Origin of the sequence: Paenibacillus ferrarius, assembly GCF_002027705.1 — a bacterium.
GTDB classification, from domain to species: Bacteria; Bacillota; Bacilli; order Paenibacillales; family NBRC-103111; genus Paenibacillus_E; species Paenibacillus_E ferrarius.
Genome location: NZ_MBTG01000010.1, coordinates 79,397 through 105,119, shown reverse-complemented (window position 1 = coordinate 105,119; position 25,723 = coordinate 79,397). Strand labels below are relative to the sequence as shown.

At 45.5% G+C, this 25,723-nt stretch carries 24 protein-coding genes; 10 read left to right on the top strand and 14 right to left on the bottom strand.

What is annotated here, in order from left to right; genetic code table 11:
* Positions 1–338 precede the first annotated feature (338 nt).
* Together BC351_RS12020 and BC351_RS12015 are read left to right on the top strand one after the other, a co-directional pair.
* Positions 339–1,034 (top strand): DUF4183 domain-containing protein, encoded by a 696-nt coding sequence (locus BC351_RS12020; protein ID WP_167388017.1) that lies wholly within the window; start codon positions 339–341, stop codon positions 1,032–1,034.
* 83 nt (positions 1,035–1,117) lie between these two features.
* Positions 1,118–1,402: a DUF4183 domain-containing protein gene (locus BC351_RS12015; RefSeq protein ID WP_079412184.1), complete on the top strand. Its 285-nt coding sequence runs from the start codon at positions 1,118–1,120 to the stop codon at positions 1,400–1,402.
* 76 nt (positions 1,403–1,478) lie between these two features.
* Here BC351_RS12015 and BC351_RS12010 read toward each other — a convergent pair whose 3' ends face one another.
* Complete coding sequence (locus BC351_RS12010) at positions 1,479–5,195, bottom strand: non-ribosomal peptide synthetase family protein (protein ID WP_244208971.1); 3,717 nt, start codon at positions 5,193–5,195, stop codon at positions 1,479–1,481.
* A 17-nt stretch (positions 5,196–5,212) separates the two neighbouring features.
* The gene (locus tag BC351_RS12005; protein ID WP_079412182.1) at positions 5,213–6,967 is read right to left on the bottom strand and encodes a methyl-accepting chemotaxis protein; all 1,755 of its coding nucleotides are present in this window, start codon (positions 6,965–6,967) and stop codon (positions 5,213–5,215) included.
* Between the two features lie 354 nt (positions 6,968–7,321).
* Between BC351_RS12005 and BC351_RS12000 the strand changes: the two genes are divergently transcribed.
* The 3 genes from BC351_RS12000 to speD are packed head-to-tail and all read left to right on the top strand — an operon-like array spanning position 7,322 to position 10,204.
* Positions 7,322–8,860 carry a bifunctional GNAT family N-acetyltransferase/carbon-nitrogen hydrolase family protein gene (locus tag BC351_RS12000; RefSeq protein WP_079412180.1) on the top strand — a complete coding sequence of 513 codons (1,539 nt, stop codon included), beginning with the start codon at positions 7,322–7,324 and terminating at the stop codon, positions 8,858–8,860.
* Positions 8,861–8,881: 21 nt separating this feature from the next.
* The gene (locus tag BC351_RS11995; protein ID WP_079412178.1) at positions 8,882–9,772 is read left to right on the top strand and encodes a carbon-nitrogen hydrolase family protein; all 891 of its coding nucleotides are present in this window, start codon (positions 8,882–8,884) and stop codon (positions 9,770–9,772) included.
* 3 nt (positions 9,773–9,775) lie between these two features.
* Positions 9,776–10,204, top strand: coding sequence for an adenosylmethionine decarboxylase (gene speD / locus BC351_RS11990; RefSeq protein ID WP_079412407.1), 429 nt, complete (start codon positions 9,776–9,778; stop codon positions 10,202–10,204).
* A gap of 101 nt (positions 10,205–10,305) precedes the next feature.
* Here the strand turns inward: speD and BC351_RS11985 are convergent, their stop codons facing one another.
* Positions 10,306–11,523 (bottom strand): discoidin domain-containing protein, encoded by a 1,218-nt coding sequence (locus BC351_RS11985; protein WP_158082061.1) that lies wholly within the window; start codon positions 11,521–11,523, stop codon positions 10,306–10,308.
* A 79-nt stretch (positions 11,524–11,602) separates the two neighbouring features.
* Complete coding sequence (locus BC351_RS11980; RefSeq protein WP_079412174.1) at positions 11,603–11,926, bottom strand: response regulator transcription factor; 324 nt, start codon at positions 11,924–11,926, stop codon at positions 11,603–11,605.
* Between the two features lie 370 nt (positions 11,927–12,296).
* Here BC351_RS11980 and BC351_RS11975 point away from each other — a divergent pair, with 370 nt between their 5' ends.
* Positions 12,297–13,460, top strand: a complete 1,164-nt coding sequence (locus BC351_RS11975; protein WP_079412172.1) for a sensor histidine kinase — start codon at positions 12,297–12,299, stop codon at positions 13,458–13,460.
* A complete protein-coding gene (locus BC351_RS11970; RefSeq protein WP_079412170.1) occupies positions 13,453–14,166 on the top strand; it encodes a response regulator transcription factor in 714 nt (237 codons plus the stop codon). The genes BC351_RS11975 and BC351_RS11970 overlap by 8 nt, the downstream gene beginning before the upstream one ends.
* A 16-nt stretch (positions 14,167–14,182) precedes the next feature.
* Here the strand turns inward: BC351_RS11970 and BC351_RS11965 are convergent, their stop codons facing one another.
* The 7 genes from BC351_RS11965 to BC351_RS11940 form a co-directional block, all read right to left on the bottom strand.
* Positions 14,183–14,914 carry a WecB/TagA/CpsF family glycosyltransferase gene (locus tag BC351_RS11965; protein WP_079412168.1) on the bottom strand — a complete coding sequence of 244 codons (732 nt, stop codon included), beginning with the start codon at positions 14,912–14,914 and terminating at the stop codon, positions 14,183–14,185.
* 107 nt (positions 14,915–15,021) lie between these two features.
* The gene (locus BC351_RS11960) at positions 15,022–15,330 is read right to left on the bottom strand and encodes a hypothetical protein (RefSeq protein WP_079412166.1); all 309 of its coding nucleotides are present in this window, start codon (positions 15,328–15,330) and stop codon (positions 15,022–15,024) included.
* Positions 15,331–15,546: 216 nt separating this feature from the next.
* Positions 15,547–16,932, bottom strand: coding sequence for an MFS transporter (locus BC351_RS11955; RefSeq protein WP_079412164.1), 1,386 nt, complete (start codon positions 16,930–16,932; stop codon positions 15,547–15,549).
* Between the two features lie 770 nt (positions 16,933–17,702).
* Positions 17,703–18,257 (bottom strand): integrase core domain-containing protein, encoded by a 555-nt coding sequence (locus tag BC351_RS11950; RefSeq protein WP_079412162.1) that lies wholly within the window; start codon positions 18,255–18,257, stop codon positions 17,703–17,705.
* Positions 18,258–18,428: 171 nt separating this feature from the next.
* On the bottom strand, positions 18,429–18,596 hold the full coding sequence (locus tag BC351_RS42200) for a hypothetical protein (RefSeq protein ID WP_158082060.1): 168 nt from the start codon (positions 18,594–18,596) through the stop codon (positions 18,429–18,431).
* Positions 18,597–18,631: 35 nt separating this feature from the next.
* Positions 18,632–18,952, bottom strand: a complete 321-nt coding sequence (locus BC351_RS11945) for a transposase (protein ID WP_158082059.1) — start codon at positions 18,950–18,952, stop codon at positions 18,632–18,634.
* Positions 18,953–19,734: 782 nt separating this feature from the next.
* Positions 19,735–20,997 carry an MFS transporter gene (locus BC351_RS11940; protein ID WP_079412158.1) on the bottom strand — a complete coding sequence of 421 codons (1,263 nt, stop codon included), beginning with the start codon at positions 20,995–20,997 and terminating at the stop codon, positions 19,735–19,737.
* Positions 20,998–21,742: 745 nt separating this feature from the next.
* On the opposite strand from BC351_RS11940, the gene BC351_RS11935 reads away from it, so the two are divergent.
* Together BC351_RS11935 and BC351_RS11930 are read left to right on the top strand one after the other, a co-directional pair.
* Positions 21,743–22,576, top strand: coding sequence for an SDR family oxidoreductase (locus BC351_RS11935; protein ID WP_079412156.1), 834 nt, complete (start codon positions 21,743–21,745; stop codon positions 22,574–22,576).
* 41 nt (positions 22,577–22,617) lie between these two features.
* Complete coding sequence (locus BC351_RS11930) at positions 22,618–22,989, top strand: MerR family transcriptional regulator (RefSeq protein ID WP_079412154.1); 372 nt, start codon at positions 22,618–22,620, stop codon at positions 22,987–22,989.
* Between the two features lie 590 nt (positions 22,990–23,579).
* Here the strand turns inward: BC351_RS11930 and BC351_RS44310 are convergent.
* Positions 23,580–23,846 carry a hypothetical protein gene (locus BC351_RS44310; RefSeq protein ID WP_244208970.1) on the bottom strand — a complete coding sequence of 89 codons (267 nt, stop codon included), beginning with the start codon at positions 23,844–23,846 and terminating at the stop codon, positions 23,580–23,582.
* A 565-nt stretch (positions 23,847–24,411) separates the two neighbouring features.
* The gene (locus BC351_RS41530) at positions 24,412–24,591 is read right to left on the bottom strand and encodes a hypothetical protein (protein WP_144028364.1); all 180 of its coding nucleotides are present in this window, start codon (positions 24,589–24,591) and stop codon (positions 24,412–24,414) included.
* A gap of 292 nt (positions 24,592–24,883) precedes the next feature.
* On the opposite strand from BC351_RS41530, the gene BC351_RS11920 reads away from it, so the two are divergent.
* Positions 24,884–25,084, top strand: a complete 201-nt coding sequence (locus BC351_RS11920; RefSeq protein ID WP_068669720.1) for a cold-shock protein — start codon at positions 24,884–24,886, stop codon at positions 25,082–25,084.
* A 41-nt stretch (positions 25,085–25,125) separates the two neighbouring features.
* On the opposite strand, the gene BC351_RS11915 is transcribed toward BC351_RS11920, so the two are convergent.
* Complete coding sequence (locus BC351_RS11915) at positions 25,126–25,710, bottom strand: hypothetical protein (RefSeq protein WP_144028363.1); 585 nt, start codon at positions 25,708–25,710, stop codon at positions 25,126–25,128.
* Between the last annotated feature and the right edge of the window lie 13 nt (positions 25,711–25,723).

Below are 25,723 nucleotides of genomic sequence, written 5' to 3'. Positions count from 1 at the left end.
AATCTCCATCCTTCCGTTTCGTGGCTCCACGTCTGTTGTTGCTTACAAATCAAAGTATAGAGATGCTACCTGAATTTTTCATGAAACCGCCCTGAAAATTGGATGATTTTAACATAAAATTGAGCTTAAATTCCGCTGAATGAAAGCTGAAAGTGTTGCCGTTGGGAAACTTTACTGAGGGCTACTCGTGCAAGCTCCCTTGGAGAAGGACATAGTCGGAATAGTCCTGCATCTAATTTCAATACAAATAGGTTGAACTCTACTCGCATTTCATTTTTAGTCCAAACCTCCTCTTGACAATTTCATATGATAGAATATTGCATCGGGAGGTGTTTAACTTGGGGGAAGCCGTATGTTGCAAAAAAATTGCAAAAAAGAAAAGAGCGGTACGAAAACAGCAGCCTAAAAAGAAAGTACGTGGAATAACGGGATTGAAATTAGGGTGTACTTGTACGGAGCGAAAAAGAAACAAAGAACCTAAAAAAGTTATTACATTCAAAAAGAAACCTTGCCGAGCTGGTCCCCGAGGACCTCAAGGAGCTCCCGGCGTGCAAGGCACTCAGGGGCCTTCAGGGCCCTCAGGACCACAAGGCCAACTTGGGCTTTCTGGCCCTCAAGGACCTCAAGGGCTTCAAGGACTTCAAGGACTTCAAGGGCTTCAAGGACTTCAAGGACTTCAAGGCACACAAGGACCCACAGGACCCTCTGGTCCACCGGGATCTGTCATAATCCCCGACATCATCATTTTACCAACTGCTCAAAGATATTTTTATATAGCGACCTCAGATATTCAGTCCCGCGCAGCCATCCCTGCTGATGAATTCACAGATGATGAAGGAGTTTTCATAACCGCATTTCCAAACAATGGTCTAAATAGCTATACCAACCTTTACATCAATGGGATGCTGCAAGAAAGCAGCCTATACCGTTTAAGTGAAAGCGCCTTGCTCATTCATCTCAACGATCAAACGATTTTTTCAAATACACCTATTATTCTTGAATCTGTTAGTTTCTCGGCTCAAATTATCTCTTAAAATAATCAAATGTACGTTATGGATTAGCCGTTCCTATTAACTATCAATAACATATGCTAGTTGAGAGAAGAGAGGTGATATTCATGCCAATTACAAAGCCTTTTATGGCTTCGAGAAGATTCAGTGCTACAGCAGCAAATGGAACAGGTGTCGGGGTTGCTTTTAATATTCTTGCAACAGCAACCACCAATGACACAGGTACTCCTGCCACTGCTTTTCCAGCGGCGCCAGCGTATTATAATCTGTACATCAATGGACAGATTCAATCAGCTGATACTTCAACCGTTACTACTACGGCTATTACTATTCCAAATGGTGATGCACTCGATCCTGGGACTCCAATTGTCATTGAGTTTGTTGTGAACTAATATTTTTAATGACCAAATGTGACGAAGCAAAAAGGCCCACACGCGTTGTGTGGGCCTTTTTGCCTTGTTAAGTTATTTATACAAGCAATTTGCTTGGTTCGCGCCGCTTCTGCGGCATAGGGAAATAGCCAATATGTACAGCGTAACTAATTAATTTCTGAATGAAGGCAAAGTCGGATGCAGCACACTTAAAATCTGAATCGTCTAAGTATGACAAGGTAAGCTCACAGCCATACTGGAACTCCGAATCTTTGGCTCCGTCGCCTTCCAACTGCGCCATAGCCAGAGCAAGAGCCTCTTGATTTTTCACATAATTAGGATCGAGCAGCCATCTTGTATACGTGTCGAAGGGCAGCGTTTCTACTGGATATCCCATTTGATTGACGTAGTCGATGAGCTTCGAATACGGAATAGGATTCGGATTGCAAATATGAAACATATGCCCAATTGCCTCTTGCTTCAGAACAAGCTCGACAATCGAACTGCTGGCATAATCAATTGGTGTAAGGTCCACAAGCCATTCGGCTTCAGGCGCTTTGCCTAGCAGGAGCATGGCTTTCATCATACGATAAAAAGCATTGCTGTCAATGTTCGTCTGAAATTTGCCTGTCACCGAATGGCAGGTAAGATTCGCCGGGCGGTAAATGCTGACGGCCAATCCTCGCTTGGCTGCAGCCAGAACCAGTTTTTCGGCAGCCAGCTTACTGCTGGAGTACACACTCTCAATATTCAGATTGGGCGAGAAATCATTCAACTGCTCAACCGACTCCCACTGATGATTAAGTGCCAGATCTTCAGGGATAGCGATGGTTGAAATATGATGGAATTGAATGCCAGGCTTCGACTCCGCGAGTTCAATCAAATACTGGGTGCCTCGCACATTCGTCTGCTCAAACTGTTCCACACTGCCGAAATGTCTCACGTCAGCTGCTGCATGAATGATCGCATCCGTTTGACCGCTGATTCGCTCCCAGTCTTGGGTCGACAAGCCTAGTTGTGGTGTTGACAATTCACCTTCAATAACCTGAACCCGCTCTTTCATCAGTTCTAGCAAACTGTCCCCAAAGTACGTCAACATCACGCCCTGAAGCCTGCTGTAGGCAGATTGTCCCGGTGAATGACGGATGTAGGCGATGATCTGAGCTGAGCTTTTCTTCAAGAGCTCATACAAGATATGTGATCCCAGATAGCCGGTGGCTCCGGTTAACACAATGCACGCTGCTTCTTTGACATTGGCAGGATTCTCGGATAAGCCCGCCAGTTGTTCAATGCGCGGGTACTCATGAAGCACTTTGATCGCTTTGGGACGGGTGCGCTCGCGCACATACTGGACCTCTTGATCCAACTGCTCCATCCGCTTAGCAAGCTGCTCCATCGTTTTATACTGGAACAAGTCTTGGATTGCTAACTGCAGGCAGTATGGCTTCAAGTGCACAAGCACTTGAATAACGCCTAGCGAGTCTCCGCCAATTTCGAAAAAATCGTCCTCAATGCTAAGCTGTTTCTTGCCTAGATTAACTTCCCAAGCAGCAGCAATAAGCTTTTGATATTCGGTTGCAGGCTTCTTAGTTTCATCTATGAAGATTTGCTCTTCATTTTGTTCAAGCGCATAACCTGCAAGCTTCTTCCGCTCCACTTTTCCTGTTGGAGAAAGCGGCATTTCCTCAAGCTGAACGAGCCATTTGGGAACATAGTAAGCTGGCAGCTTGTCATGCAGGAACGTTCGAATTAACGAGGCAGGCAAAGGCGATCCATCCTTTGTCGTGTAGTAGCCGACCAACGCCTGCTGCCCGCCGGGCTCCTTCACTGGGATGACGGCTGTATCCTGGATATTGGGATACTTAGTTAAGTAATCCTCGATCGCTCCGATTTCTATGCGATGACCCCGAATTTTAACTTGCGAATCTCGCCGTGTTACATATTCGATCGTTCCGTCTTCCAGAAGCTTGACAATATCGCCGGATTTATACACCATCTCATCGGGATTAAACGGGCTCGGAATGAACGCTTCCGCTGTTTTGAGCGGTTGATTGAGATAACCCTTAGCCAAGCCCACGCTGGCAATTAGAAGCTCTCCGGGAACATTCAACGGACACAACTGCAGCTCCTGATTGACGATGTATACCCTATAATTCCCATTTGGCGTTCCGATCGGTATATGTGTCAGTTTCTCCGGGATAGGCTCACTGATCCGGTGAAACGTCGTGCCGATCGTGCATTCCGTTGGACCGTACAAATTGTAAATATCGATCTGACCATTCGATTTGGTTTGGAACGCCCTGACTTGTTCGCCATATAAGGCTTCACCAGCTATCATGACTGCTCTCAAACTAGCTAGCTTACGAAATCCTGTCTCAGACAGACGAACAGCCAGTTGATTGAAGAACACAGTAGGCACGGCCGGAATGATCGTCGTTTGCGCTTTAGCGACAGCATCCGCGAAAGCTTCGATCGAAACTCGTTCTTCCGCCGATAATAAATGCAAATGCGCTCCCGCATATAAAGCGCTAATGACTTCCCAGACAGAGGCGTCGAAGCTGAACGTTGCGAACTGGGTCAGCACGTCCTGCTCTGTGATCCCAAATTTGTGGCAAATGAACGTGCCCAGATTGACAGCGCCTCGATGCGCCAGAAGCGTGCCCTTCGGCTGACCGGTGGAGCCCGACGTGTAGATCACATAAGCTAGATCGTCCGGATCGACGCTTACCTGCGGATTATCCGCAGCATAAGCGCTCAAGTCACCATCGATCAGCATAATTTCCTTCACAGTTCCAAGACTTGCCGTGAGCTGCTCAGAGCGTTCGGCATGGATCTGCTTAGTCAGGATATAGCCGGCTTTGGTATCCCCAACAATGTAGCGAATGCGCTCTTCGGGATACTCCGGATCAACGGGTACATAAGCCCCTCCAGCTTTGAGAACGCCCAGTAAGCTGATGATCGTATCAAGGCTGCGTTCCATGAATAAGGTTACGAAATCACCCTTGCGCAGCCCTTTGCTGAGCAGCATATGCGCGACTTGGTTTGCCCGCTCATTCAAAGCTTCGTATGTATACGACCCCTCTTCAGAAGAAATAGAGAGGCGGCTGCCGAATCTGTCAGCAGCCTGTTCGAACATCCGATGAACCGTGAAGTCTGTTGGATAATGGAACGCTGTATCGTTCATCTGGTCGTAGATCGCAAGCTCCTCATCTGACAAGAGAGGCACCAAGCCGATATGAACAGCATCATCAGCCAATACAGCCTCGAGCAGTTTGACATACGCTTGTCTAAAGCGTTGAACCGTAGAATCTTTAAAAAGTGATACATCATATTCCAAGCACAAGCTGAGTCGTTGGTTGTTATGTGTAAACGACCAGTTCAAGATCGAATGATCCGGGGTTTCGAGTTGATGATTGAGAGTGAGAAACGTCTCTGGGTGACTAATCCCTTCTGACGATGGTCTGTCCAGTTGTCTGCGCACAGCGCTATACAGGTCTCGAAACGTTTTGGCGCGTTCTACAGAGACTAGAACTGAACAGGCTGGAAAACGATCTGCGATAGTACCGACGACAATATCATGCTCTCCGGAGAAGCGATAAATCCATGCCGCGTAGATGCTTAAGAATAAGGCTAAGCGATCCTGCTGACTTGTATACTGCTTGTCTATCATGCTCCGCAAAGGGGATGGCAGTTCCATTTGCAGCCTTGCATACTGATATGTTCTGGACTGGCGAGCAAAGTCTAACGGAATTTGAATCACATTGTACTCGATCTCTTTTCTCTGATCCGATGGGTTCATTCTCTCTATGGTCATATAGGGTATCCTCGCTCTTACAATTTTTTAACTTTAAATTGCTTGATAAGTTCCTTAAGATCCTCTGCCGTTGCTGAAAGAACATTGGATGATTGAACGATGGATTCTAAATGATGTTTCTGTTCGTCGATGGAGTGGCTGATTTCACTTGCGTTGGTCGCTGTCTTGCTAACGGCAACACTAAGCTCGTCAGCATTCGCGGATATTTGTTCCGTGCCTGCCGATATTTCCTGAGCAGCACTCGATACATCCTGAATTTGAGCGGACACATTTTTGGTTGCACTTAAAATGTCCGTGAACAAATGACCGGTTTCCTCCGCCATGATCACTCCTTTTTCAACAACGTGAGTACCTTCGTTGATGGATTGGGACGCTTGATGGATCTCTGTTTGCACTTCTTTGATCAACGAGGAAATTTGATCAGCGGATTGATTGGACTGCTCAGCCAGCTTGCGCACTTCTCCGGCAACAACGGCGAAACCGCGCCCGTGCTCACCTACCCGGGAGGCCTCAATAGCTGCATTCAATGCCAACATATTCGTTTGACTGGCAATACCAGTAATGACGCCGAGAATGTTCCCGATTTCCTGCGAACGGCGGTCTAACAAACGGACCGTTTCAGAAGTCGCATGTACGAACTGGTTGATGAGCGCCATCTGCTCAACCATGCTTTTCACGACGATGTCACCTTGCACAGACTTGGTCTCTACGTCGTTTACTTCGTCAGCAACGGTCGACGAGCTGTGTGCAATCGTTTGGATCACACTTGTAATTTCCGAAATTGCCCGCGAGCTTTCCATACTGGACTGCTCTTGATGCTGGATATTGCCCGTAATCATTTTGATATGAGAATTAATTGTTTCGGCATGCAGATTATTCTTTTCTGTGGTCGTATACAGACCTTTCGCCGATTCAGCCACATGGACAGAAAGCTCTTGTACTTTGACAATCGTATTGTTCATCGTGTTGACCATATGATTAAATTTCTTATTAATTGTGCCAAGATCGTCCGTACCTGTCCGAAGCTCGACATCCAGGTTGCCAGCGCTCACCTGTTCAATGCCTCGAATTAATTCCCGGATCGGCGACAACGTTCTTCTAACAATAAAATATTGAACCGAAATAATCACGATGAGGGAAACAATCAGGATCGTGAGCCCATAGATTAGCAGCTTATTTAAGCCCTCAGGTATAGCACGAGCGTCTGTGTCTACGGCGAAATAGGCATAGATCGCACCGCTTTGATCTTTAATCGGATATGTAATTGTTGTCCATGTCCCATAATCGTCGGCATATACGTCCGAGAATGTTTCAACTTTGGAACCCAGCATGTTTTTGACCGTTTTGGCTATGACTGGGGGCTGCTCATACATATCTCCGATTGTTAATTTGGCCTCCTCCAGCGGCTGGATGAGATGCGTCGGAACAACGCCAAGCGATGTTTTATTGCCGTCCTGCAGCTCTGTGCCGAATATATAAGCCTGTGCAATCGTCGGATTGTATTTACTAATGTCATCCATCAGCGATCTAAGCTCTGTCTGGACAGGACCTTTAAAGCTTTTTTCCTTCATTGCCGTTTGAACTTTATTTGAATCTATTTGCTTGAACCAGGTCTCTGTGACCGTTTGAATTTGATTGTGAAGCTGATTGATCAGAATACTCTTTTGAATAAAATAGCTGGAAACGATAAGCAATACGCCAATCAAAAAGATATTAAAGGATGAAAGCAATAAGTTCTTTGTAAAAAAAGACATACTGATTTTTTTGCCCATAATCGTTTAGCCTCCATTTTCTTTTAACTAGAATGAATCTATTAAACCTTCAAGGGCAGCACCCTCTTTCGAGAAATAAGAGTAAATTATTGTATATATTCGACATCATTTTATCCGAAAATCGTTGAATTGTCGAATCTTGGAAGTAAATAACCTTTTTTTATGCAAATCGAAGCAAAAAATAACTTTTTACTAAAAAAAGACCATTTTATGAAACGCTTTCATATTTACTGGGCAGGCGAAGTAAAATGACGAATCTTGTCAAAGTTTACAATCCTTTTACCTTCCAATAATACGGGTATTAAAGTACAGGCTTATAATGAAGACAAACTAACGCTTGAATGGGGAGACTATATGACATCGGATCAAATTTCACAATTTGAAAAGAAAGTGATTATCCGCAACATTGAAGCCGCAGATTTCCCGAAAATTATCGCCTTGCAGCACATATGCTTTCCGAATATGAACCCTTGGAAAATTGAGCATTTGGAAAGTCACATCCGCATTTTCCCGGAGGGACAAATTTGTGTTGAGCTGGATGGCGATATCATCGGCTCATGTTCGAGCTTGATCGTCAATTTCGACGATTACCTAGAGCAGCATACGTATTCAGAGATTACGGATAAAGGCTTTATTCGCAACCATAACCCACGCGGTGAAAACTTGTACGGTATGGAGGTCATGGTCCACCCTGACTATCGCCGTATGAAAATTGGCAGAAGGCTGTATGAAGCACGCAAACGTCTATCCGAGAAACTTAATCTACGGAGTATTATCGTCGGGGGACGCATTCCCGGCTATCATAAGCATAGCGATGAGATGTCGCCCAGAGAATATGCAGAAGAAGTGCTTCAGCAGAACATCTATGATCCTGTTCTTACCTTTCAAATGATGAATGGCTTCACGCTGAAGCGTATTATTACGAATTATTTGTCCGATGACGAGGACTCGATGAACTTTGCGGCTTTGCTCGAGTGGAACAATATTGACTACAAGCCGAGCAACAGCAAAACACACTATAAGCTCTCGTTCCCCGTTCGCATCTGCGTCATTCAATATATGATGAAAAAAATTGATTCCTTTGAGGAATTCGCTACGCAATGCGAGCATTATGTGGATGTTTCTGCCGATTACAAATCGGACTTTGCCGTATTCCCGGAAAATGTAACGATGCAGCTGCTCTCCTTCCTGGAGGAACGCTCGCCGAGTCTTGCCGTTCGGAAGCTAACCACCTACACGAAGCAATATGTTGAGTTGTTTACCGAATTAGCGGTTAAATATAATGTGAACATCATCGGCGGCTCCCATTTCGTTGAAAAAAACAACCGCATTTATAATGTCGGTCATTTATTCCGTCGCGACGGCACGATTGAACAACAGTACAAGCTCCACATCTCGCCGAATGAACGGCGCTGGTGGGGCATTAACGGGGGCTCGAAGCTGGAAGTCTTCGATACCGATTGCGGGAAAATCTCGATCCAGCTAAGCAGCGATATCGAATATCCAGAAATCTCGCGCATTGTAGCCGAGGAAGGCGCTCAAATTATTTTCGTGCCTTTCTGCGCGGAAGATCGTCAAGCCTTTCTGCGTGTTAAATATTGCGCGCAAGCACGTGCGATCGAGAATCAAGTTTTCACCGTGACTTCGGGAACTGTAGGAAATCTTACACATGTAGACAATGTGGATATTCAATACGCGCAGTCCGGCGTATACACGCCTGCTGATTTCTCCTTCCCGCGCGACGGGATCGCCGGAGAATGCAGCGAAAATACAGAAACGGTCATTATGGCCGAGGTGGATATGGAAATCTTGCAGCGTCATCGCAAGTCGACGGATGTCCTCACATTTCGGGATCGCCGAACAGATATTTATTCCCTTCAAATTCGCTCGTAGTCAAGGGAGGCGCTTAAGCCCATGTTCATGCAAACTCTTACCGTTGCAACCGCTCAGTACGGTCTGCAAGATGTCCAATCCGACGCCGCATTCTGGTCCCGGCTAGGGAAGAAATTACGTGAGGCAGCGGACCGTGGCGCTAAGCTCATTATTTTCCCCGAATATGTCACGGCACATTTGCTAAGCTATCAGCAGGTGATGACACATGAAGAGGCTTGCTCTCATCTAGACACTTATACCAACGCGTATATCACTTTTTTTCAGCGTTATAGCCGGGAATTGAATGTTATCATTCTTGGCGGCACCCATATTTGCCGGGAGGAACAAGGATTCGTCAATAAAGCTATCCTCTTCTTCCCAGATGGTCGTATGGAGGAGCAGAATAAGCTGCATTTAACGCCTGAGGAAAGAAACCGCTGGTCGCTTGTGGAAGGAGATAAACTGAATATCATTGAAACGCAGTGGGGACGTTGGGCCATTCTGACCTGTTATGATATTGAATTCCCCGAGCTTGCCAGATTAGCTGCTGAAAGCGGCGTGGAATTAGTTCTCTGTCCCTCCTACACCGATACGGCATTTGGCTATCACCGTGTTCGTTATTGCTGCCAAGCCAGAGCGATTGAGAATCAATTTTTCGTCGTACTAAGCGGTATGGTGGGATCCCTTCCGGAAGACCGCCCGCAGGTTGACCAAGGGTACTGCCAAGCTGGCTTATTCACACCGTGTGATACGCCTTTCTCTGAAGCAGGAATTATCCGCGCAGGTGAGTTGAACCAGGATATGTTTGTGATTGCCGAGCTGGATTTCGCTAAACTTCATGAGAATCGCAAGCAAGGCGTAGTTGCTCCCTTTTATGACCGTCGTCGTTTATACAAGAGAGAATTGCGCAAAATCCGAATAGAGGAGTGCTGAATGATGGAATATTCGACTTACGGACGTCATGTTGCTGTAGATGCTTGGGGAGTTGCGTTTGATAACTTGAATTCGGCTGATCGGTTATGCAAGCAAATGGTCCAAGCTGCGGAAGCCAGCGGAGCCACGATTCTTTCCATCCAATCCAAACAATTCGAGCCGCAGGGAGCTACCGTTCTCCTTCTTTTATCCGAGAGCCACATGTCCATCCATACGTATCCAGAAAAGGGATTCGCTGCACTCGACTGCTATACCTGCGGGGAAACCGTCGATCCGCAAGTAGCGATTCAAGCTATGCTTGATTTCCTGCAGCCTCTTTCAACTTCACTGGCAAGAATGACAAGAGGCATGGGAGCGCTCCATGTCAGCACAACCCCTGCAGATGAAGCTTCCGATGAATTCGGTGCTGCTGATACAAGCAAGTACAAGTAATGGTTGGATCACCTAGCTAAACACAAAAATGCGTTGATTGAGAAGAATGTTCTTCTCAACCAGCGCATTTTTTGTATCCATATACCACAAGTGCCATTCATTTAATTGAAACTGGGTGAAATTTGCTTCAATAGATCTGATATATCCTCTTTAGTAAACATCCCATCTTGATTGACATCAAAGAGCCTTGATGGATGAATAATGATTTGCACGATATCATCAATGCCAATTCGATGATCGAGCGTAAGATCCAAATTGTTGAATGTGATTACAGGTCGCCAAGGAACGGCATGGTTGAATTCATTATTGCTTGATTTGAATGCACCGCTTTGTATAGACAAATGAACTGAAGCAGCATTCGATAGCACCGGCGAGGAGAATGTTAGTTTAATGGTTTGATGACTGCTATCGGTTACATCATAGACAGCATTCATGACAGAAACAGGTGTTTCATCTTCTGTAACCATGAATTTATCCGCCTGTATACCATACGTTATGTCTAGAACCGAAGATACTTTTATCGTGATCGTATGTCCAGCAGCGTCTCCAAAAGCGGACAGGATTGCCACATCTATGCCTTCAGGAGGAGTGACAGCCTCCAGTGCGATAATGGCTTCTTCCGCGGCTGTTAGTCTACTTAGATTCGTTACAAAGCCTTTTTTTTGACTTGCAGCGAGCAACTCATACGCCGCACGAGCTGCTGTGATCGCAGGCTTATCAGATAATACAACTTCAGCTTGACTCGGCAAGTGTTCTATTCGCGTCATCACATCTGTTATTGCCTGTTCTTCCTCTTCCGTGTGATGCAAAAAAACTTCAAGCTCAACAAGGCCAACATACGCATTATTATTCGTAAATACAATTTTGAGTTTACACGATGTAACGGCATCAAAATTGACTGTATTTAAAAAGGCTTCGGGTATCGCTGGGGTTCTGATTGGGTTCGTTAGATTCATCCAACCGCTGCTGTCATCCCAATACTGGATCAGATAATCTGCCGATGGCTGAACACCTCCACCATCATCAAATACGTATAATTTGGCTTGATTAAACGTTCTAGCCGAACCAAAGTCAATAGCCAGCCAATCCTTTTCATTGCCTGAACCATAATTGGTCCATCGATCACGCGGATCATCCGTGTAAGAGATCACACCGTTCACTATGCTCCAAACACGATCACAGCCACAGGTATAAGATGCTGAAACGCTTGGAAATAAGTTCGTCTCGGGTGCCGGATTTAAGGCCAAATTCGTTTCATTCCTGGCATGAACCTGACTTGAAATCGAAAATAAAGATAGCGCAGAAACGATCACAATCACACTTTGTTTGAACACACCGATGAGCGAAATATAGAACCCTCCCCACGAATACTACCAATCGTATACATTCACTATTTGTTTAAGTGGAGCGATTCTCTTTCGTGTGCAGAATGACATGATTGATAAATAGGGAAAGCAATTTCCGTATAGAACGGCTATCGATTTTCTTCATCATATTGGCAAGATGATTTTTGACTGTTTTTTCACTAATCAAGCACTGTTCAGCGACTTCGCGATTAGACAAACCGTATACGGCAATCAGAATGAGAATTTCCGATTCCCGCTGAGTAAAGTGATAGGCATCTGAAAATAGCTGCATGGCGCGCTCCGTTCGCTGAGACAGAAAGTCATTCAATTGCTTGTATTCCCTGTCGCATTGTTCAAGAGCAGCGTCGTTCTTCATACAAGGTTTTCTTGCTGTCTGGTGGCAGCTCCGCCTGCTCAGACTTTCTTTCCCTTATTAAACCATTGACAATCAGCATTATAGAAATAAAAAGAAAGCAACCTATTGCGTTCCAGATAATCAGAAACATTGGTAAAGGACCCCTTTTAACTCTATTTCAAATACGGATGTTAGGATAAGTACAAAGTTCCACTCCGCTTCAGTCTATCTTCATTATAAATAAAACCAATGACCTATTGTAGATGAAGAACTTCACCAAACGGCACGAATTATAGCTATTTTTCGACAATAATTCCCAAAACATATGACTTAAGTCATGTTTATGTTAAAATAAGGAGTGTACATACTCCTATTCCATGCGAGGTCTAATTTGGATGCACAATTAAATTATCGAATCAAACTAATCTTGACGACGATCGTTCTCGGAACAACGATAATCTTACTGGTCCATACACCCGATTTTTCATTTGAGTTATGCTTGTTGTCAATTGGCTATATGGTTGCCGTGCTGATTCGGGATTATCTCTTAAAAATAAACTTAAATAGCCCGACGGGTTTCCTATTTTTAATCTTCCAACTGGCCTTGGCGATCGTTATTTCTGTCTTGTCGGAAGATTTTTTCGCACAAATTTATATCCTGATTCTCATAGGAGAATTTACTTTTTATCGCTCCAGAAACCAATCCATCTTGTTCACAATTGCCAGTTATCTGATCTGTGTGATAAGCCTTCGAATCTATCACTATTTTCCGCCTTTTGATGAAATCTATTATGTTTTGCCTCGTATCATTGAGTACTTTGCTATTTTTGGAATTAGCCTGCTAGCCAAAATTGCTTTTCAACAAAAGAATCAATTAGCCAGAGACAATGAACAACTACGCATCGCCTCCATTGAGTTGGAAAGAAGGGCAAAATTACAAGAACGAACGCGAATCTCTCGCGAAATTCACGACTCCGTTGGACATACGTTGACATCTGCGTTAACCGGCTTGCAGGCGGCATCTCATGCCATTGGCAAAACCCAATATTCGATTGCGGTAGAAATGATAGATCGAACAAAAGAGAATATTCTCAGCGGTCTGGATGACGTGAGAACTTCCGTGCATCTCTTGCGTGAAAATATCCCTGGACACCAGTTTATACTCGAGCTTCAAGGGTTGATCCATGAAACTTCCAAACAAACCAACGTGGAAATTGAAAGCCATATTGACGCGTCGCTGCCAGATCTGTCACCGATGATCGAGATCGCCATTTACCGGGCATTGCAAGAGGGATTAACGAATGGGATTCGCCATGGGGCCAGCACCCATTTCCAGTTTTCTTTGACATTACATACCGCATTCCTTCGATTTGTATTATCTGATAATGGCAAGTCCCCCATTCGCATTATTCATGGATTTGGTCTGAATGCTATGAAAGAGCGGGTTGAGGATGTAGGCGGTGAGTTATCCATATCAACCAAAGAACATGCCAGTGGCGTCATCCTGGAGATAACAATACCTGTTCAGACGAACAAGATCGGACGGAGTGAGTAACCTGACTAAAACAACGATTCTTATCGCAGATGATCAACCCTTAATTCGCGACGGCTTAGCAGCCATTCTAAACATGGAGGACAACTATACCGTAGTAGCCAAAACAGGCGATGGGTTGGCAACAATAACGCAAGTACAACAGCATCGTCCGCAGCTCGTATTGATGGACATTCATATGCCGAAGCTGGATGGTTTGGAAGCGACCAGGCAAATCAAATTGGAATTCCCTGATACTAAGGTGTTGATTTTGACAACCTTCGAGGATGAAGAATATATCTGGGAAGCACTTTGCCACGGAGCAAGCGGTTTCTTAATCAAAGGGGTTGAAACAGAGAAAATTCTTTCTACGATTCAAGACTGTCTCGATGGGCGTATCAATTACCCTTCCAGCATTCAGCAGCGCCTTGTTCAGGCACTCCATGCCTCCGAACAACACCAAAAAAATTCAGCGAAAGAAGTTGGCACCCCCACTTATTCCGACCAGCCCTATGAAGATAAGTTGCACTTTTTATCCATACAGGAACGAAATATTGTAAGGAACCTCAAACAAGGAAAGTCTAATCAGGCAATTGCTACCGAATTATTTTTGACAACTGGCACTGTAAAAAATTATTTGAGCACGATTTACAAAAAGTTGAATGTTACCAACCGATCTGAAGCCGTGGCTTATCTTCATGAGCTTAAAGAACAAAAAGAAGAAGCTTGACCAGCAAGCTTCTCCGCTATTTTTCTTTAAACATGAAAGCTTTTACGGCAAATCGAGGCAAAATCAACTGTCTTCTCCATCTGGACGGTTGATTTATTAATCGATACAGCCATTCCACATTTAACTTCCGCCAAACAACTGGCGCTCTTTTGACTGTCCCGGCGATGACATCCAGACTTCCACCAACACCAATAGCAACCCTAACATTCAATCGGCTTTTGAACTTATGTATCCAGAATTCAGCCTTTGGAGCTCCAAGCGCAACGACCAAGACATCGGGGCTCAAGGCCGCAATTTCTTCAACCATCCGCGACTCATCCTTCTCCTCAAAAAAGCCATGCTGTCTACCCATTAGGGAAATATTCGGGTATCTCGAATTTATCTCTTCTGCCGCTTTGCTACTTGTCATCTCACTAGCGCCCAGTAAATAAAATGACCAATGGTTTCTGTTCCCCATCTCCAATAAATGGATCAGCAGATCACATCCAGTAACGCGTTCAGGAAGTGGATTTCCTTTTAAACGAGAAACCATCACAATACCCGCACCATCCGCCGTGATGTGGCCCGCTTCATCTATGATAGATCGAAGCTGTGAATCATGCTGACAAGACATCGTTATCTCTGGATTAAGCGTTACCACATGGAACAATTCCGCTTTTTTTTCCGTAATGACTTGGTCAATGATTTCCACTGTTTCTTCCATCGTGATTTTCGGTACTGGAATTCCCATTATTTGCGAATAATTCATCGTTGAATCCACCTATTGTTTTAACCACATCTTAACATAGAAGGACCCGCCAAAAAAGACAACCCTCACACGGCTGCCTTTCCGTTGCTTGCGTGCACAAGCATAACTCACCCTTCCAGCACATCGGCCTCCAATTCGCTCGCAATCTCCAGCATCTTCGGAATCACAGCTTCATTGGTCCCGGATACGTAAATATCTCCCTGATAATGCCGAAAAGGAATCTTCGTATCGCCGCAGCTCCACATGAAAAAATCCCCCTCGATTGACATGCTTGTGGCCCCCGTCACCGTAAATAAGGACGTATAGGTGAAATCGGGTTGGGATGCGAAATACTGTTTGCACTCTTCCAAAGATATGGTGTTCGCTGCATTGTCCTTTTCCTGCATGGCTCTAGTGATTCGATAGCGCTGACTCATTGCGATTCCTCCGTTATTTGATTTCATTAAAATATAAGTGAGCAACTGATGAGGCAATTAAGAACACCAGTGTTGAATAATAAATTCCATAAGAATCGATATGCCTAATGAAATAAAACTTAGGAATTAACCAATTGGCGAGCTATTTCCTATAATAACAACAAAAAGCTTGATTTCTCAAGCTTTAGTCAAATACCTTGCAACGATTGTGTCAACTCAATCAGTAGGAAGAGGTTTACTCCGCGGCATTGACCGTCCCACCCCAGCTACAACTAGGCAGCTTAAGCAGCAAATACCAAAAAGTATTCGCATGGATACGCTGGTTTCCCCAGTCCCGCCCCCATCGAATCCCATGTGGCCGACCAAGAGTGTAGCTAAGCCAATTCCGGCAATTTGCCCCATGTATCGCACCATCGCGAGCAGGCTTCCAGCCAAGCTTAGCTTTGACTCGGGCGCAGCACTCATGATTTCCGCATTGTTTGTTGCGTGGAACAATCCTGTAGCGATACCGAACAAGGCAAGCTGCAATCCGATTGCAAGCCCGCTAACTTTTGGGAAACATACTACCAAAAGCATGGATACAGCTCCGAACAGAGCCCCTGACGTGATAGGGAAATAGCCCCCATACAAGTCTCGAAACCTTCCCGCGTAAGGAGCGACAATCCCCATAAGCAGCGGTTGCAGAATCAACAAAACACCTGTCATCCAAGTCGAGAAACCTAACTGTCCCTGCAAGTAAAAAGCGATGGGGATTAACGTTGCCGTCTGCGCTAAATTCATCAGAAATGAGCTTGCATTCCCTAATAAAATAGTTCGATTATTGAACAATTCCCGATCCAGGATGCCTTGTGGATTACGTCGTTCATATAAAATAAAAACAATTAAGTCAACAATACCTACAATGGCTTCCGTCAGAGTAGTCGTTGTAAAACCTTGCTCTTTGCTTCCTTCAGCCGCAAGCATCAACAGAAACATAGCACCAGCAAGCAAAAAAGAACCCAGTAGATCAAACGACGTGTTAGATCCATTGTTCTTCACCCTAGGGAACCACCGAAGTCCTAGCACAAAGGCTATCAGTCCAATCGGCACATTGATCCAAAACAGCCACGGCCAGCTCACCCATTCCAGGAGGATGCCTCCCAGTGCTGGACCGCCCATCGTTCCGATGGCGATGACGACTGCGTTTACGCCAAGTGCACGACCTCGTTCATGATCGGGGAATACTTGGCGAACCATCGCTTGACTATTCGCCATAATCATCGTAGCACCGATACCTTGCAAGCAGCGGGATAGGATCATCCCTAAGAAACTGTCCGATAAAGCGATGCACATGGAGCCTGCGCTAAACACCAGAAATCCGTAGCTGTAGATGTTTCTGCGGTCCCATTTGTCCGATATTTTGCCCATAAAAGGCAGTAAAGCGACCATCGTGAGCAGGTAAGCCGTCGCTACCCACTGAATTTGCGCCAAGGAAACGCCATACTGCTCTGCCATCGTAGGCAAGGTTACATTAACGATACCAACATCCAACGTTGATATAAGCGTACCCATATTAATGATTTGCAGGATGCCCCATCTTTTGGGATGGAGTGTGGTTGTCATTGAATTCCCTTCTTTCACATCTAGCCTCGTTTCCAACCATCTTATCACAGCTATTTCCGAATCTCTGCGGTTGCACAAAAAATGGTTAAATAATACATGTAGAGGCACTTATTGTCCATGCAATCAACGGCACGGACTTCCATGGAGATGCGGTTGTATCTTTAAAAGCCTGCGATTGTGCAGGTTTTTGAGCTTGTTTTAGTGGAAAATCAATAAATTCCTGCGATTGTGCAGGTTTTTGTGGGCTATTTCTGATTTCAGGATGAAAAAGCTGAAAAAGCCTGCATTATCGCAGGCTTTCCCACTTTTCGGATGATTTTGTTGAAAAAGCCTGCACATTTGCAGGCTTTCAGGCTTCGTGAGCCAACCCGCTTCGCCTCACCTTGCCGTATTTTAAAAGCCTGCGATAATACATTCTTTTGAGCATGTTTTAGCAGAAAATCAATAAATTCCTGCGATTGCGCAGGTTTTTGTTGGCTATTTCTGATATCAGGATGAAAAAGCTGGGAAAGCCTGCATTATCGCAGGCTTTCCCACTTTTCGGATGATTTTGTTGAAAAAGCCTGTACATTTGCAGGCTTTCAGACTTCGTGAACCAACCCGCTTCGCTTCACCTTGCCGTATTTTAAATAGCCTGCGATAATACATCCTTTTAAGCTTACTTTAGTAGAAAATCAATAAATTCCTGCGATTGCGGCTAGGCCCCTTAAATCCGGAGTCCTCCCAGCCAAAAATACAGTGTTCTTAGCCTTGCTTCTTATTTCGTGCCTTTACAACGCTTTATGAAACATCGTTCGATCCTCCAGCGTCATGACCCACTTGGAAAAGACCGCTGGAGGCATTTTTTTTAAGCTTCCATGCATTTTTCGGTTATTATAAAAATCCATATACCGATCCAATGCCTCGTAAGCCTCCTCGAAGCTCATGAATTCCACTTGGCTAAATAGATCACGCTCCAGTACACTATGGAACGACTCAATATATGCATTCATATTTGGCGTTCGAGGCGGGATCCGTTCGTGGTCCATATCCCAGCTTTCGCAGCTGTCGCCAAATAGTTTGCTCAGAAACTGCGGCCCGTTATCGGTCCGTATTGTGGGTAGTGATTCGCCCGTCGCTATGCGCTCCTTTAACGCCCATCCTAGCGTCTGCACGGCATGTTTGGCCTCACATACGGGTCCCCGATACTGTCCGACCACGACACGGTCAAACACATCGATTATGCTTAGCACGAAGAAAAAGCGCTCAAGTCCGATGATGTAGCCGTATTTAATATCCATCTGCCACAGCTGATTTGGCCCTGTTACTACGCGGTTTTTGGGCAACCTCCTCGGGTGCTTACGGCTCCTCGGACGCTGTTTTTGGAGAATGCCTAGTTCTGTGCATAAACGGTAGGACTTTTTCTTGTTTAGAATTAACTGGTGATCTCTGCGAAGACATGCAGCCAGAAGTTTGTACCCGTAAACATGTTCCTCGCCTTCAAGCAGCTCCAGCAGCTACGTCTTGATCTGCTCATCCTGGACGCGCGTTCCAGTTTTCGTTTCTGACCATCCGGGCTGAGGACGCCCTCTCTGACTGCTTATGTTTGGCTCGACAGAACGCTGCGCTCGTTTTCTCCGATCGTAATACGTCGATTCAGAAACGCTCAGAATCCGTAGGACCATTGCTGCTGGTTCTCCCCGCTTAATGAACTGTTCGGCTACTTCGTAGGCTTCAGATAAGCGGGGTTCTTCTTTTTTAGCAGCTCTCGCAGAATCTCAATCTCTAGTTCTTTCTCACCTAAAACCTTTACGGCTTTTTCATACCTGCTCTCGACTTCTTGTAGACGCTGCAGCTCTTGCACATGCTCGTCGGCTAAAGGAATTTCATCGGGGGTAATCTCATCCCGATGTTCCCGGATCCATCCTCGAATCGTCTCTGGGTGAATCGTGTACATCCGAGCTAGTACCCCCACTTTGATTCCCGCCAACGCTTCCTTCACAATTTGCAGCCGTGTTTCCTCGTTCAGTCGTTTTCCCATCCCGATCATCCCCTTTTCCCTAGTTTAAATCATTGTAGGGGAGGACTCCAGTTTAATTAGGGGGCCTTGGAGATTGTGCAGGTTTTTGTTGGCTATTTCTGATATCTGGATGAAAAAGCTGGAAAAGCCTGCATTATCGCAGGCTTTCCCACTATTCGGATGATTTTGTTGAAAAAGCCTGCACTTTTGCAGGCTTTCAGGCTTCGTGAACCAACCCGCTTCGCCTCACCTTGCTCTGAGGAAAGTAAAGCTATCAACAGTCAGGGGGCTGCAAAATGGCCAACCCCATGACATCACTCTTGGCACTTGAATGCTAATATGACTCACGGGGCAGCACATTATGCCATTTTTGTTACTTTGATCTTGTTTTGTTACCTCAAGCTTGTCTTGTTACCTCACACTTATCTTGCTTCCTCACACTTGTCTTATTACCATCTACTTATCTTGTTACCTCAGACTTATCTTGTTACCTTCTACTTATCTTGCTACCACACACTTGTCTTGTTACCTTCTACTTATCTTGCTTCCTTACACATGTCTTATTACCATCTACTTATCTTGTTACCTTACACTTATCTAGTTACCATCTACTTATCTTGTTACCTTACACTTGTCTTATTACCTTCTACTTATCTTGTTACCTCACACTTGTCTTATTACCATCTACTTATCTTGTTACCTCAGACTTATCTTGTTACCTTCTAAGTATCTTATTACCTCACACTAATCTAGTTTCCATCTACTTGCTCCCCCAAGCACATCCACCACTTCGCAGCGACACGCTACGAATCTCTTTCGCGCCGATTACGCAGCGTGCGTCCGTAAACGGCAAGAATAGGGACGAGCAGCACAGCGGTCGCAACCAGCGACGTGCGCAGCGAGAAGCGCTTCCCGACCCAGCCGACCAGAGGTCCGCCGGCTGTCTGACCGAGCGCATCCGACTGGCTCATCATCGAGAGCACGGTCGCGCGCGACCGGCTTTCGATGTTCAAGTTGAGCCACGTATCGTAGATCGGTCCGCTTAGCGTACGTACGGCTTCGAAGAACAGTACGGAGACCAGCGCCCAGATGAAGTTGGGCGCGAGGGCAATTGATACTATGGCGCCAATTCGCGCCAAGGTCAGGACGAACATCCCGCGCAGCACGACCTGCTTATTGCCCATATTAAGCCGTTTCTCGGCGAAGGCCATGACGCCTAGGCTGAGCAAAGTGGACAACAGCGCGATTGTACCGAACCAAACCGCTGCCGAGAGTGCAAACGAATCCGGGAATCCGATATCCGTGATGAGATGAGCCTGCCAAAGCCGATCATAACCCTCGGAGGCAGCACCGCTGAACAGCGTAACGATCACGATCATGAGCAAAACGGGTTGAGATCGTATGACCTTTGCTCCGGACAGCCATGTCGACGTCAAGCGCTGCCAATTTGAAGCGCCGGCCGAAGGCTGCGGTTTAGTAAATTTCGTCTCTTTCATATAGACAAGCAGAATAACACCCAGCAAGAGATAGATAAAGCCGCCTATCACATAGGGCAAATTCGGCGCAAGCGCGGACAAGCCTACACTCAGCGCAATGCCAAGCAGCGTAGCGGATAATCCGATGCGTCCAGCTTGCATAAAAATGGTCCCCGCATGCTCCTCGCCCACCTCGTCTACCATCCAAGCCGTATCGGCGCCGCTGACGAAAGTCGCCCCCAGCCCGAAAATCACTTGCGACAAGAGCAGCCACATGAACGCCGACAGCAGCGAGACCTCCGATCCCAGCCACATCGCGCTGCCCTCCAAAACAAACCCGCTTCCAAGAACAAACATACCAACAATGACAGACAGCCTTCTACTATACGTATCGGCGATGACACCAGTAATCCCCTCAAAAACAAGCACAGTAACTTCTAGAACCATCCCTACCAGCAGCAGCTGAAGAGGGTTCAAGCCCATTGCAATAACCTGATAAACCGCATATGTGGTGAACATCGTGGCATTTGCAAGCGATGTCATCCATTTCATTAACGTGAAAATCCTTGACGCATTATACTTACTAATCATTCCGATCCGCCTCTCTTTGATGCGGCAGATCCGTTAGTTTGGCTTACGTTCTACCGCTCTTTTCACCTTGCCGACAATTGAGATTCGTAATTGGGATTAGAATTTTTAACATGTTCGAACACCTCCGAAAGTAATTACTCGTATTATACCTTGCCATCTGTTCAGTCGTGTTAGGTAAAGTTTTATTTAAATAAATTTCTATGTTAGAAAACCGCCTCGTTAAAGAGGCGGCTTCTTGAGCTATCGTACCCGTAGAGTCCCTTAAATTTGGTTTTGCATTGATTTCCGTTAAAGTTCTTGCATCACGAAGTCACACCGAGTTAAGCAGCTTGCTCCCGGCCGCGATGCGGTTAGTCGGTGCGGATATGTCCCGACAATTACTTCCTCGTTCCTTGTTTCCAGGACCGAGGGTCGCCCAGGCCCGGAGCGAGAATGCGGTGTTTATATGATGCACCCGACATATCCGCTCTTGGGATTCTTTTTATTTCCAGTCAACTTCTATAGAAAAATGCGAGTGTTTGTTCGTAATACTGAAGGGCTTCTGGCGGAGCCAGATTGACCGGATGCCATGTTCTATTCCGGAGTCATCGCTCGAAGCGATGCTTGCCATTCGTGATCCCTAATAAACGAAAAGCACTTCGATTTCCACTGCACGATAAAATTTATACTTGATCTCGTGTGCGCTCGAAGCGATACAATACAAGGCAAGCAAGGCCAATAAATACAGAATGGTGGAGACAACACTATGAGCACAATATTGATTACTGGAGCGTCGACGGGAATCGGAAGAGCTACCGCGAAGCATTTTGCCGAAAACGGATGGAATGTGATCGCGACCATGAGAGCGGCGGAGGCCGAAACGGAATTGTCACAATGGAAGACGGTCTTAGTAGCACGCATCGACGTGGAGCAAAAGGAGACGATAAATGAGGCCGTTAACCAAGGCATCGACCGCTTTGGCAGTATCGACGTTTTGTTGAACAACGCCGGATACGGCTCGTCAGGAATCTTTGAAGCTGCATCTGACGAGCAAATTCGGCGGCAGTTCGAGGTTAACGTATTTGGGTTAATGAACATGACCCGTGCCGTTCTCCCACATTTCAGGAGCAACCGGAACGGTCTGATCCTTAATGTTTCTTCCGTTGGCGGAATCGTTACGATGCCTACGATGTCTTTATATCACGCCACGAAATTTGCGGTGGAGGGGTTTACGGAGTCACTTTCCTACGAGTTGGCTTCTCAAAACATCCGGGTGAAATTAATCGAGCCGGGATCGGTTCGGACGGATTTCGGAGGTCGATCAATGGACTTCTTTTTCGACGATTCGTTGCCCGACTATAAGGAATTTGCCGACGCTTACCGGGCAGTTCGTAAGCAAATGGGAGAGAATGCTGCAAGACAATCTTCACCGGAGTCTGTGGCAGAAACAATCTACCAAGCGGCGACGGACCCGTCGAACCGGCTCCGATACGCGGCAGGCGCCGATGCCGAGGCGCTCATCCGTCTGAAGCAAGAGTCGGGAGACTTGGCGGCTATGCAACAAATTGCCAGCTTGTTTTCATTACATGTGGCGGAGTAAGATGATAACATAATCCTTTTGCGTGGAAGGAGGCAGTCAAAATGGGGTTTACGATCGGAGATGTAGCGGAACAGACGGGATTATCCATGCACACTTTGAGATATTATGAGAATGAAGGCATCGTTCCGAACGTCAAGCGCAATGAAGGTGGGACCCGGATTTACGAACAGAAGGACATCGAGTGGCTGGAATTCGTCTGTTGCCTGCGCAACACGGGAATGACCATCGCGGAACTCAAAGGGTTCGTAGGATTGGTTCTGCAAGGACATGAAACGATCGATGAACGTATGCGAATGCTGGATCGGCAAATGGAAAGAATACAGACACAAATCGATCAACTCACCGTGTACAGGACAATGGTGGATAAGAAAATGGGTTGGTACCGAAATTATGTCGCCAAGCATCAAGCATGAGTGAAATTAACGGATTGTGTTCAACGGATTCTGGTCACGTCATGCTTTGAGAAGGTCAAGGAAGATGCGTTCAGCGGTTTCATGGATGCGGCGGAATCAGTAATGCGTTGAACATGGACAAAGATGTGCTTTTTGGCTTCGTGAAATGATCATATCCCCTTCATGCCCGGTTATTGCCGAACAAGTTTAACGTGTACATTAAGGATAAAACAACAAATACAAAAAAACGCAAGTTTTTGAATCAAGTTGTTGCGAGACCGGTTCCCTTTTTAGGAACCATTTTTTATCATACGATTGTCATGAGAAAACAAAGTATTAGACCGCATGTATTGCATCCATGCGGTTTTTCGATATACAATCCGATCCGTCAAACTCAAAAAAATAAGCATTAGACTGATGCGATACCCAATGTAACGATCATTAAACATCTTTGTTTTCTGCATAAGCCCCGGCGCGAATGTGTTATCAAGATTTACAGCAATCAAGTGAATGCCTTGCTGGAACCTTGGTAGGTACAAATAACGGGGACATATCTACACCTTCGTGTTCAAGCAACTTGATTTTTTTATTGATGCCTCCGGCATACCCTGTCAAGCTGCCATTTGCAGATGACGTACCCGCGCTAAAACTGGCGGCAATACAGGCAGCAAAGTTTCATTCACTGTGACGACCAGCGCATTATTTGAGGATTTGTGGCCTACTCGTATCCATGCTTCCCAAAGAATATCTTCCCGATAAATCTTGTCGTAAAGCGCGTGAAACCTTCGTTTAGGATTTTCCTTGGCGGCAAGATATAGCTTTTTTTGAAGTTCTTGAGCTTTTACTTTGGCGTAGTTAGCAGGTTTAACTGCATTCACTCACTTGTACCTCCTCTACTTGCTTGAACAAAGCAAGGGTTCTTCCCTCCATGAGGTTTTGTTGTCCTCACTTCATCAGTATTACAACCCTCTCCGACTCCCTTCCCGCAGCTCGCCACTTCACCTTTCGGGTTTATAGGTCCGCTCCTTACGAAAAAAAACTCGTGCGGGGGAGGGTCTCCCTAGTTCCAAGCACAACTTTCACAGCATGCCGATCCCCTTAGGCCGGAGAGTTCTTCTGCGCTGCACTTCCAAGGGCTTCACGCATTCCATGGTCTTCACCCATACACACGAGGTTCGACTCTCTCTTGTCCTTTTCAGGTTCTTTTTGACGACGCGGCAGGATTCACTTCATGTTACGGCCTGCTGTTTTGCTCGCTCCCCTTGAAGGGATACTTTGTCACAGGGCTTCAACTTTAGGATCTCTCCACCAGTTGCCTGTCAGGTACGAGGCGACTTGGCTCTTACCTCAATTGAACTTTCATCAATTAGTTGTGCCTAGCTTGGCTAGGCGCGCCATGCAAAAAAGGAACTGCAGCAGCAGTTCCTCTTTCCTTCATGCCTTTTATTTGTTGGGCGTTCCTGACTTGATCTTCGTAAACATAACATAAGTAAGTGCCCCAAGCAGCAGGCAGCCTCCCCATATCGTAAGGAAAAATGAAGATGCTACGTAACACATCAATAACAGCCAAGATGCTTTCTTAATTGACCGTACAGGTGGCTCGTCATGAATGAATACTCCCATGCTGAACACCGTCCTTCCATTGTTAGCTCAATTGTATACCCTATTTCCCTCAAAAGATAGTTGACGAGAACTCAATTCATGAAGCTTTTGTGGAGAAAGATCGTCTTCCGTCGTTTTCGTTAAGCAAAGAAAGTTTGCTTATCTCGCTTATGTGTGTTAGGATTACAGGAAATTAACTTTCCACATAAATTCACATATTGAAAAAGTGATCATTTGTGTTATGGTAACTTTTTCAATGTGTGATTTTTTTATTAAAAAAACATGTTAATACGTATTTTGGAGGTAATGAATAATGGAAACAGGAACAGTAAAATGGTTTAACGCAGAGAAAGGCTTTGGCTTTATCGAAGTGGAAGGCGGAAATGACGTATTCGTACATTTCTCCGCAATTCAAGGAGACGGCTTTAAATCTCTGGACGAAGGACAACGCGTTGAATTTAATGTAACTCAAGGCAACCGTGGACCTCAAGCTGAGAACGTTGTAAAACTGTAATCAACATCAAACTGCCCTTAACAATTGTTAAGGGCAGTTTTTTATTGCCTCAAGCTATTTATTTCATCCAGATGAGAGTGAATGCCTTTGCCAAAAACAATAGCTCCGGCCTCATCCGTGTAAGGATACGTGATTTCAAATTCATCTGTTCCCATCAGTCCTTCGATGGCTAGAACAGCGTTTGTTTGTTTCGATTTTGCTGTCAGAATTGTGTGCATGGAGCCATGGATATACACGCTACCATCCTTAAGTGTGTGCTTCATCAGTGTTGAAGTAGCATTGACGAATATCGCTATTTTTTGATCCCCATGAACCAATACACCACTCCCAACAGGATAGACCTCTTCGCTATTCACATCAATAGGTTTAAAGTGCAGGCTCAGTTGTAGTCTAGCCGATGGATTTAGATGATTGATGATGAGTTCAGGCATGACTCTTTTGACTTGTTCATAGCTTTCTAAATCTTCTTGCTTTGGCAGCCAATAATTGACTTCTCCCGACCATTGCAATCGTTCAAACTTCGTTTTTGCTTTTGGTTCTTCATGCCTTGAAAAAAAAGCGACCACTAGGGCAATCAGAAGAAAGATCCGCGCCCAGAACCAAATTCCCATGTTTATTTGTTTCATCGCATGTCCTAAC

Excerpts from the sequence above, each read along its gene's own strand:
- BC351_RS12015 (WP_079412184.1), top strand. The coding sequence starts at position 1,118 with ATGCCAATTACAAAGCCTTTTATGGCTTCGAGAAGATTCAGTGCTACA.
- BC351_RS12010 (WP_244208971.1), bottom strand. The coding sequence starts at position 5,195 with ATGACCATAGAGAGAATGAACCCATCGGATCAGAGAAAAGAGATCGAG.
- BC351_RS12005 (WP_079412182.1), bottom strand. The coding sequence starts at position 6,967 with ATGGGCAAAAAAATCAGTATGTCTTTTTTTACAAAGAACTTATTGCTT.
- BC351_RS12000 (WP_079412180.1), top strand. The coding sequence starts at position 7,322 with ATGACATCGGATCAAATTTCACAATTTGAAAAGAAAGTGATTATCCGC.
- BC351_RS11995 (WP_079412178.1), top strand. The coding sequence starts at position 8,882 with ATGTTCATGCAAACTCTTACCGTTGCAACCGCTCAGTACGGTCTGCAA.
- speD (WP_079412407.1), top strand. The coding sequence starts at position 9,776 with ATGGAATATTCGACTTACGGACGTCATGTTGCTGTAGATGCTTGGGGA.
- BC351_RS11980 (WP_079412174.1), bottom strand. The coding sequence starts at position 11,926 with ATGAAGAACGACGCTGCTCTTGAACAATGCGACAGGGAATACAAGCAA.
- BC351_RS11965 (WP_079412168.1), bottom strand. The coding sequence starts at position 14,914 with ATGAATTATTCGCAAATAATGGGAATTCCAGTACCGAAAATCACGATG.
- BC351_RS11960 (WP_079412166.1), bottom strand. The coding sequence starts at position 15,330 with ATGAGTCAGCGCTATCGAATCACTAGAGCCATGCAGGAAAAGGACAAT.
- BC351_RS11955 (WP_079412164.1), bottom strand. The coding sequence starts at position 16,932 with ATGACAACCACACTCCATCCCAAAAGATGGGGCATCCTGCAAATCATT.
- BC351_RS42200 (WP_158082060.1), bottom strand. The coding sequence starts at position 18,596 with ATGGTCCTACGGATTCTGAGCGTTTCTGAATCGACGTATTACGATCGG.
- BC351_RS11945 (WP_158082059.1), bottom strand. The coding sequence starts at position 18,952 with ATGGGAAAACGACTGAACGAGGAAACACGGCTGCAAATTGTGAAGGAA.
- BC351_RS11940 (WP_079412158.1), bottom strand. The coding sequence starts at position 20,997 with ATGATTAGTAAGTATAATGCGTCAAGGATTTTCACGTTAATGAAATGG.
- BC351_RS11935 (WP_079412156.1), top strand. The coding sequence starts at position 21,743 with ATGAGCACAATATTGATTACTGGAGCGTCGACGGGAATCGGAAGAGCT.
- BC351_RS11930 (WP_079412154.1), top strand. The coding sequence starts at position 22,618 with ATGGGGTTTACGATCGGAGATGTAGCGGAACAGACGGGATTATCCATG.
- BC351_RS41530 (WP_144028364.1), bottom strand. The coding sequence starts at position 24,591 with ATGGGAGTATTCATTCATGACGAGCCACCTGTACGGTCAATTAAGAAA.
- BC351_RS11920 (WP_068669720.1), top strand. The coding sequence starts at position 24,884 with ATGGAAACAGGAACAGTAAAATGGTTTAACGCAGAGAAAGGCTTTGGC.
- BC351_RS11915 (WP_144028363.1), bottom strand. The coding sequence starts at position 25,710 with ATGAAACAAATAAACATGGGAATTTGGTTCTGGGCGCGGATCTTTCTT.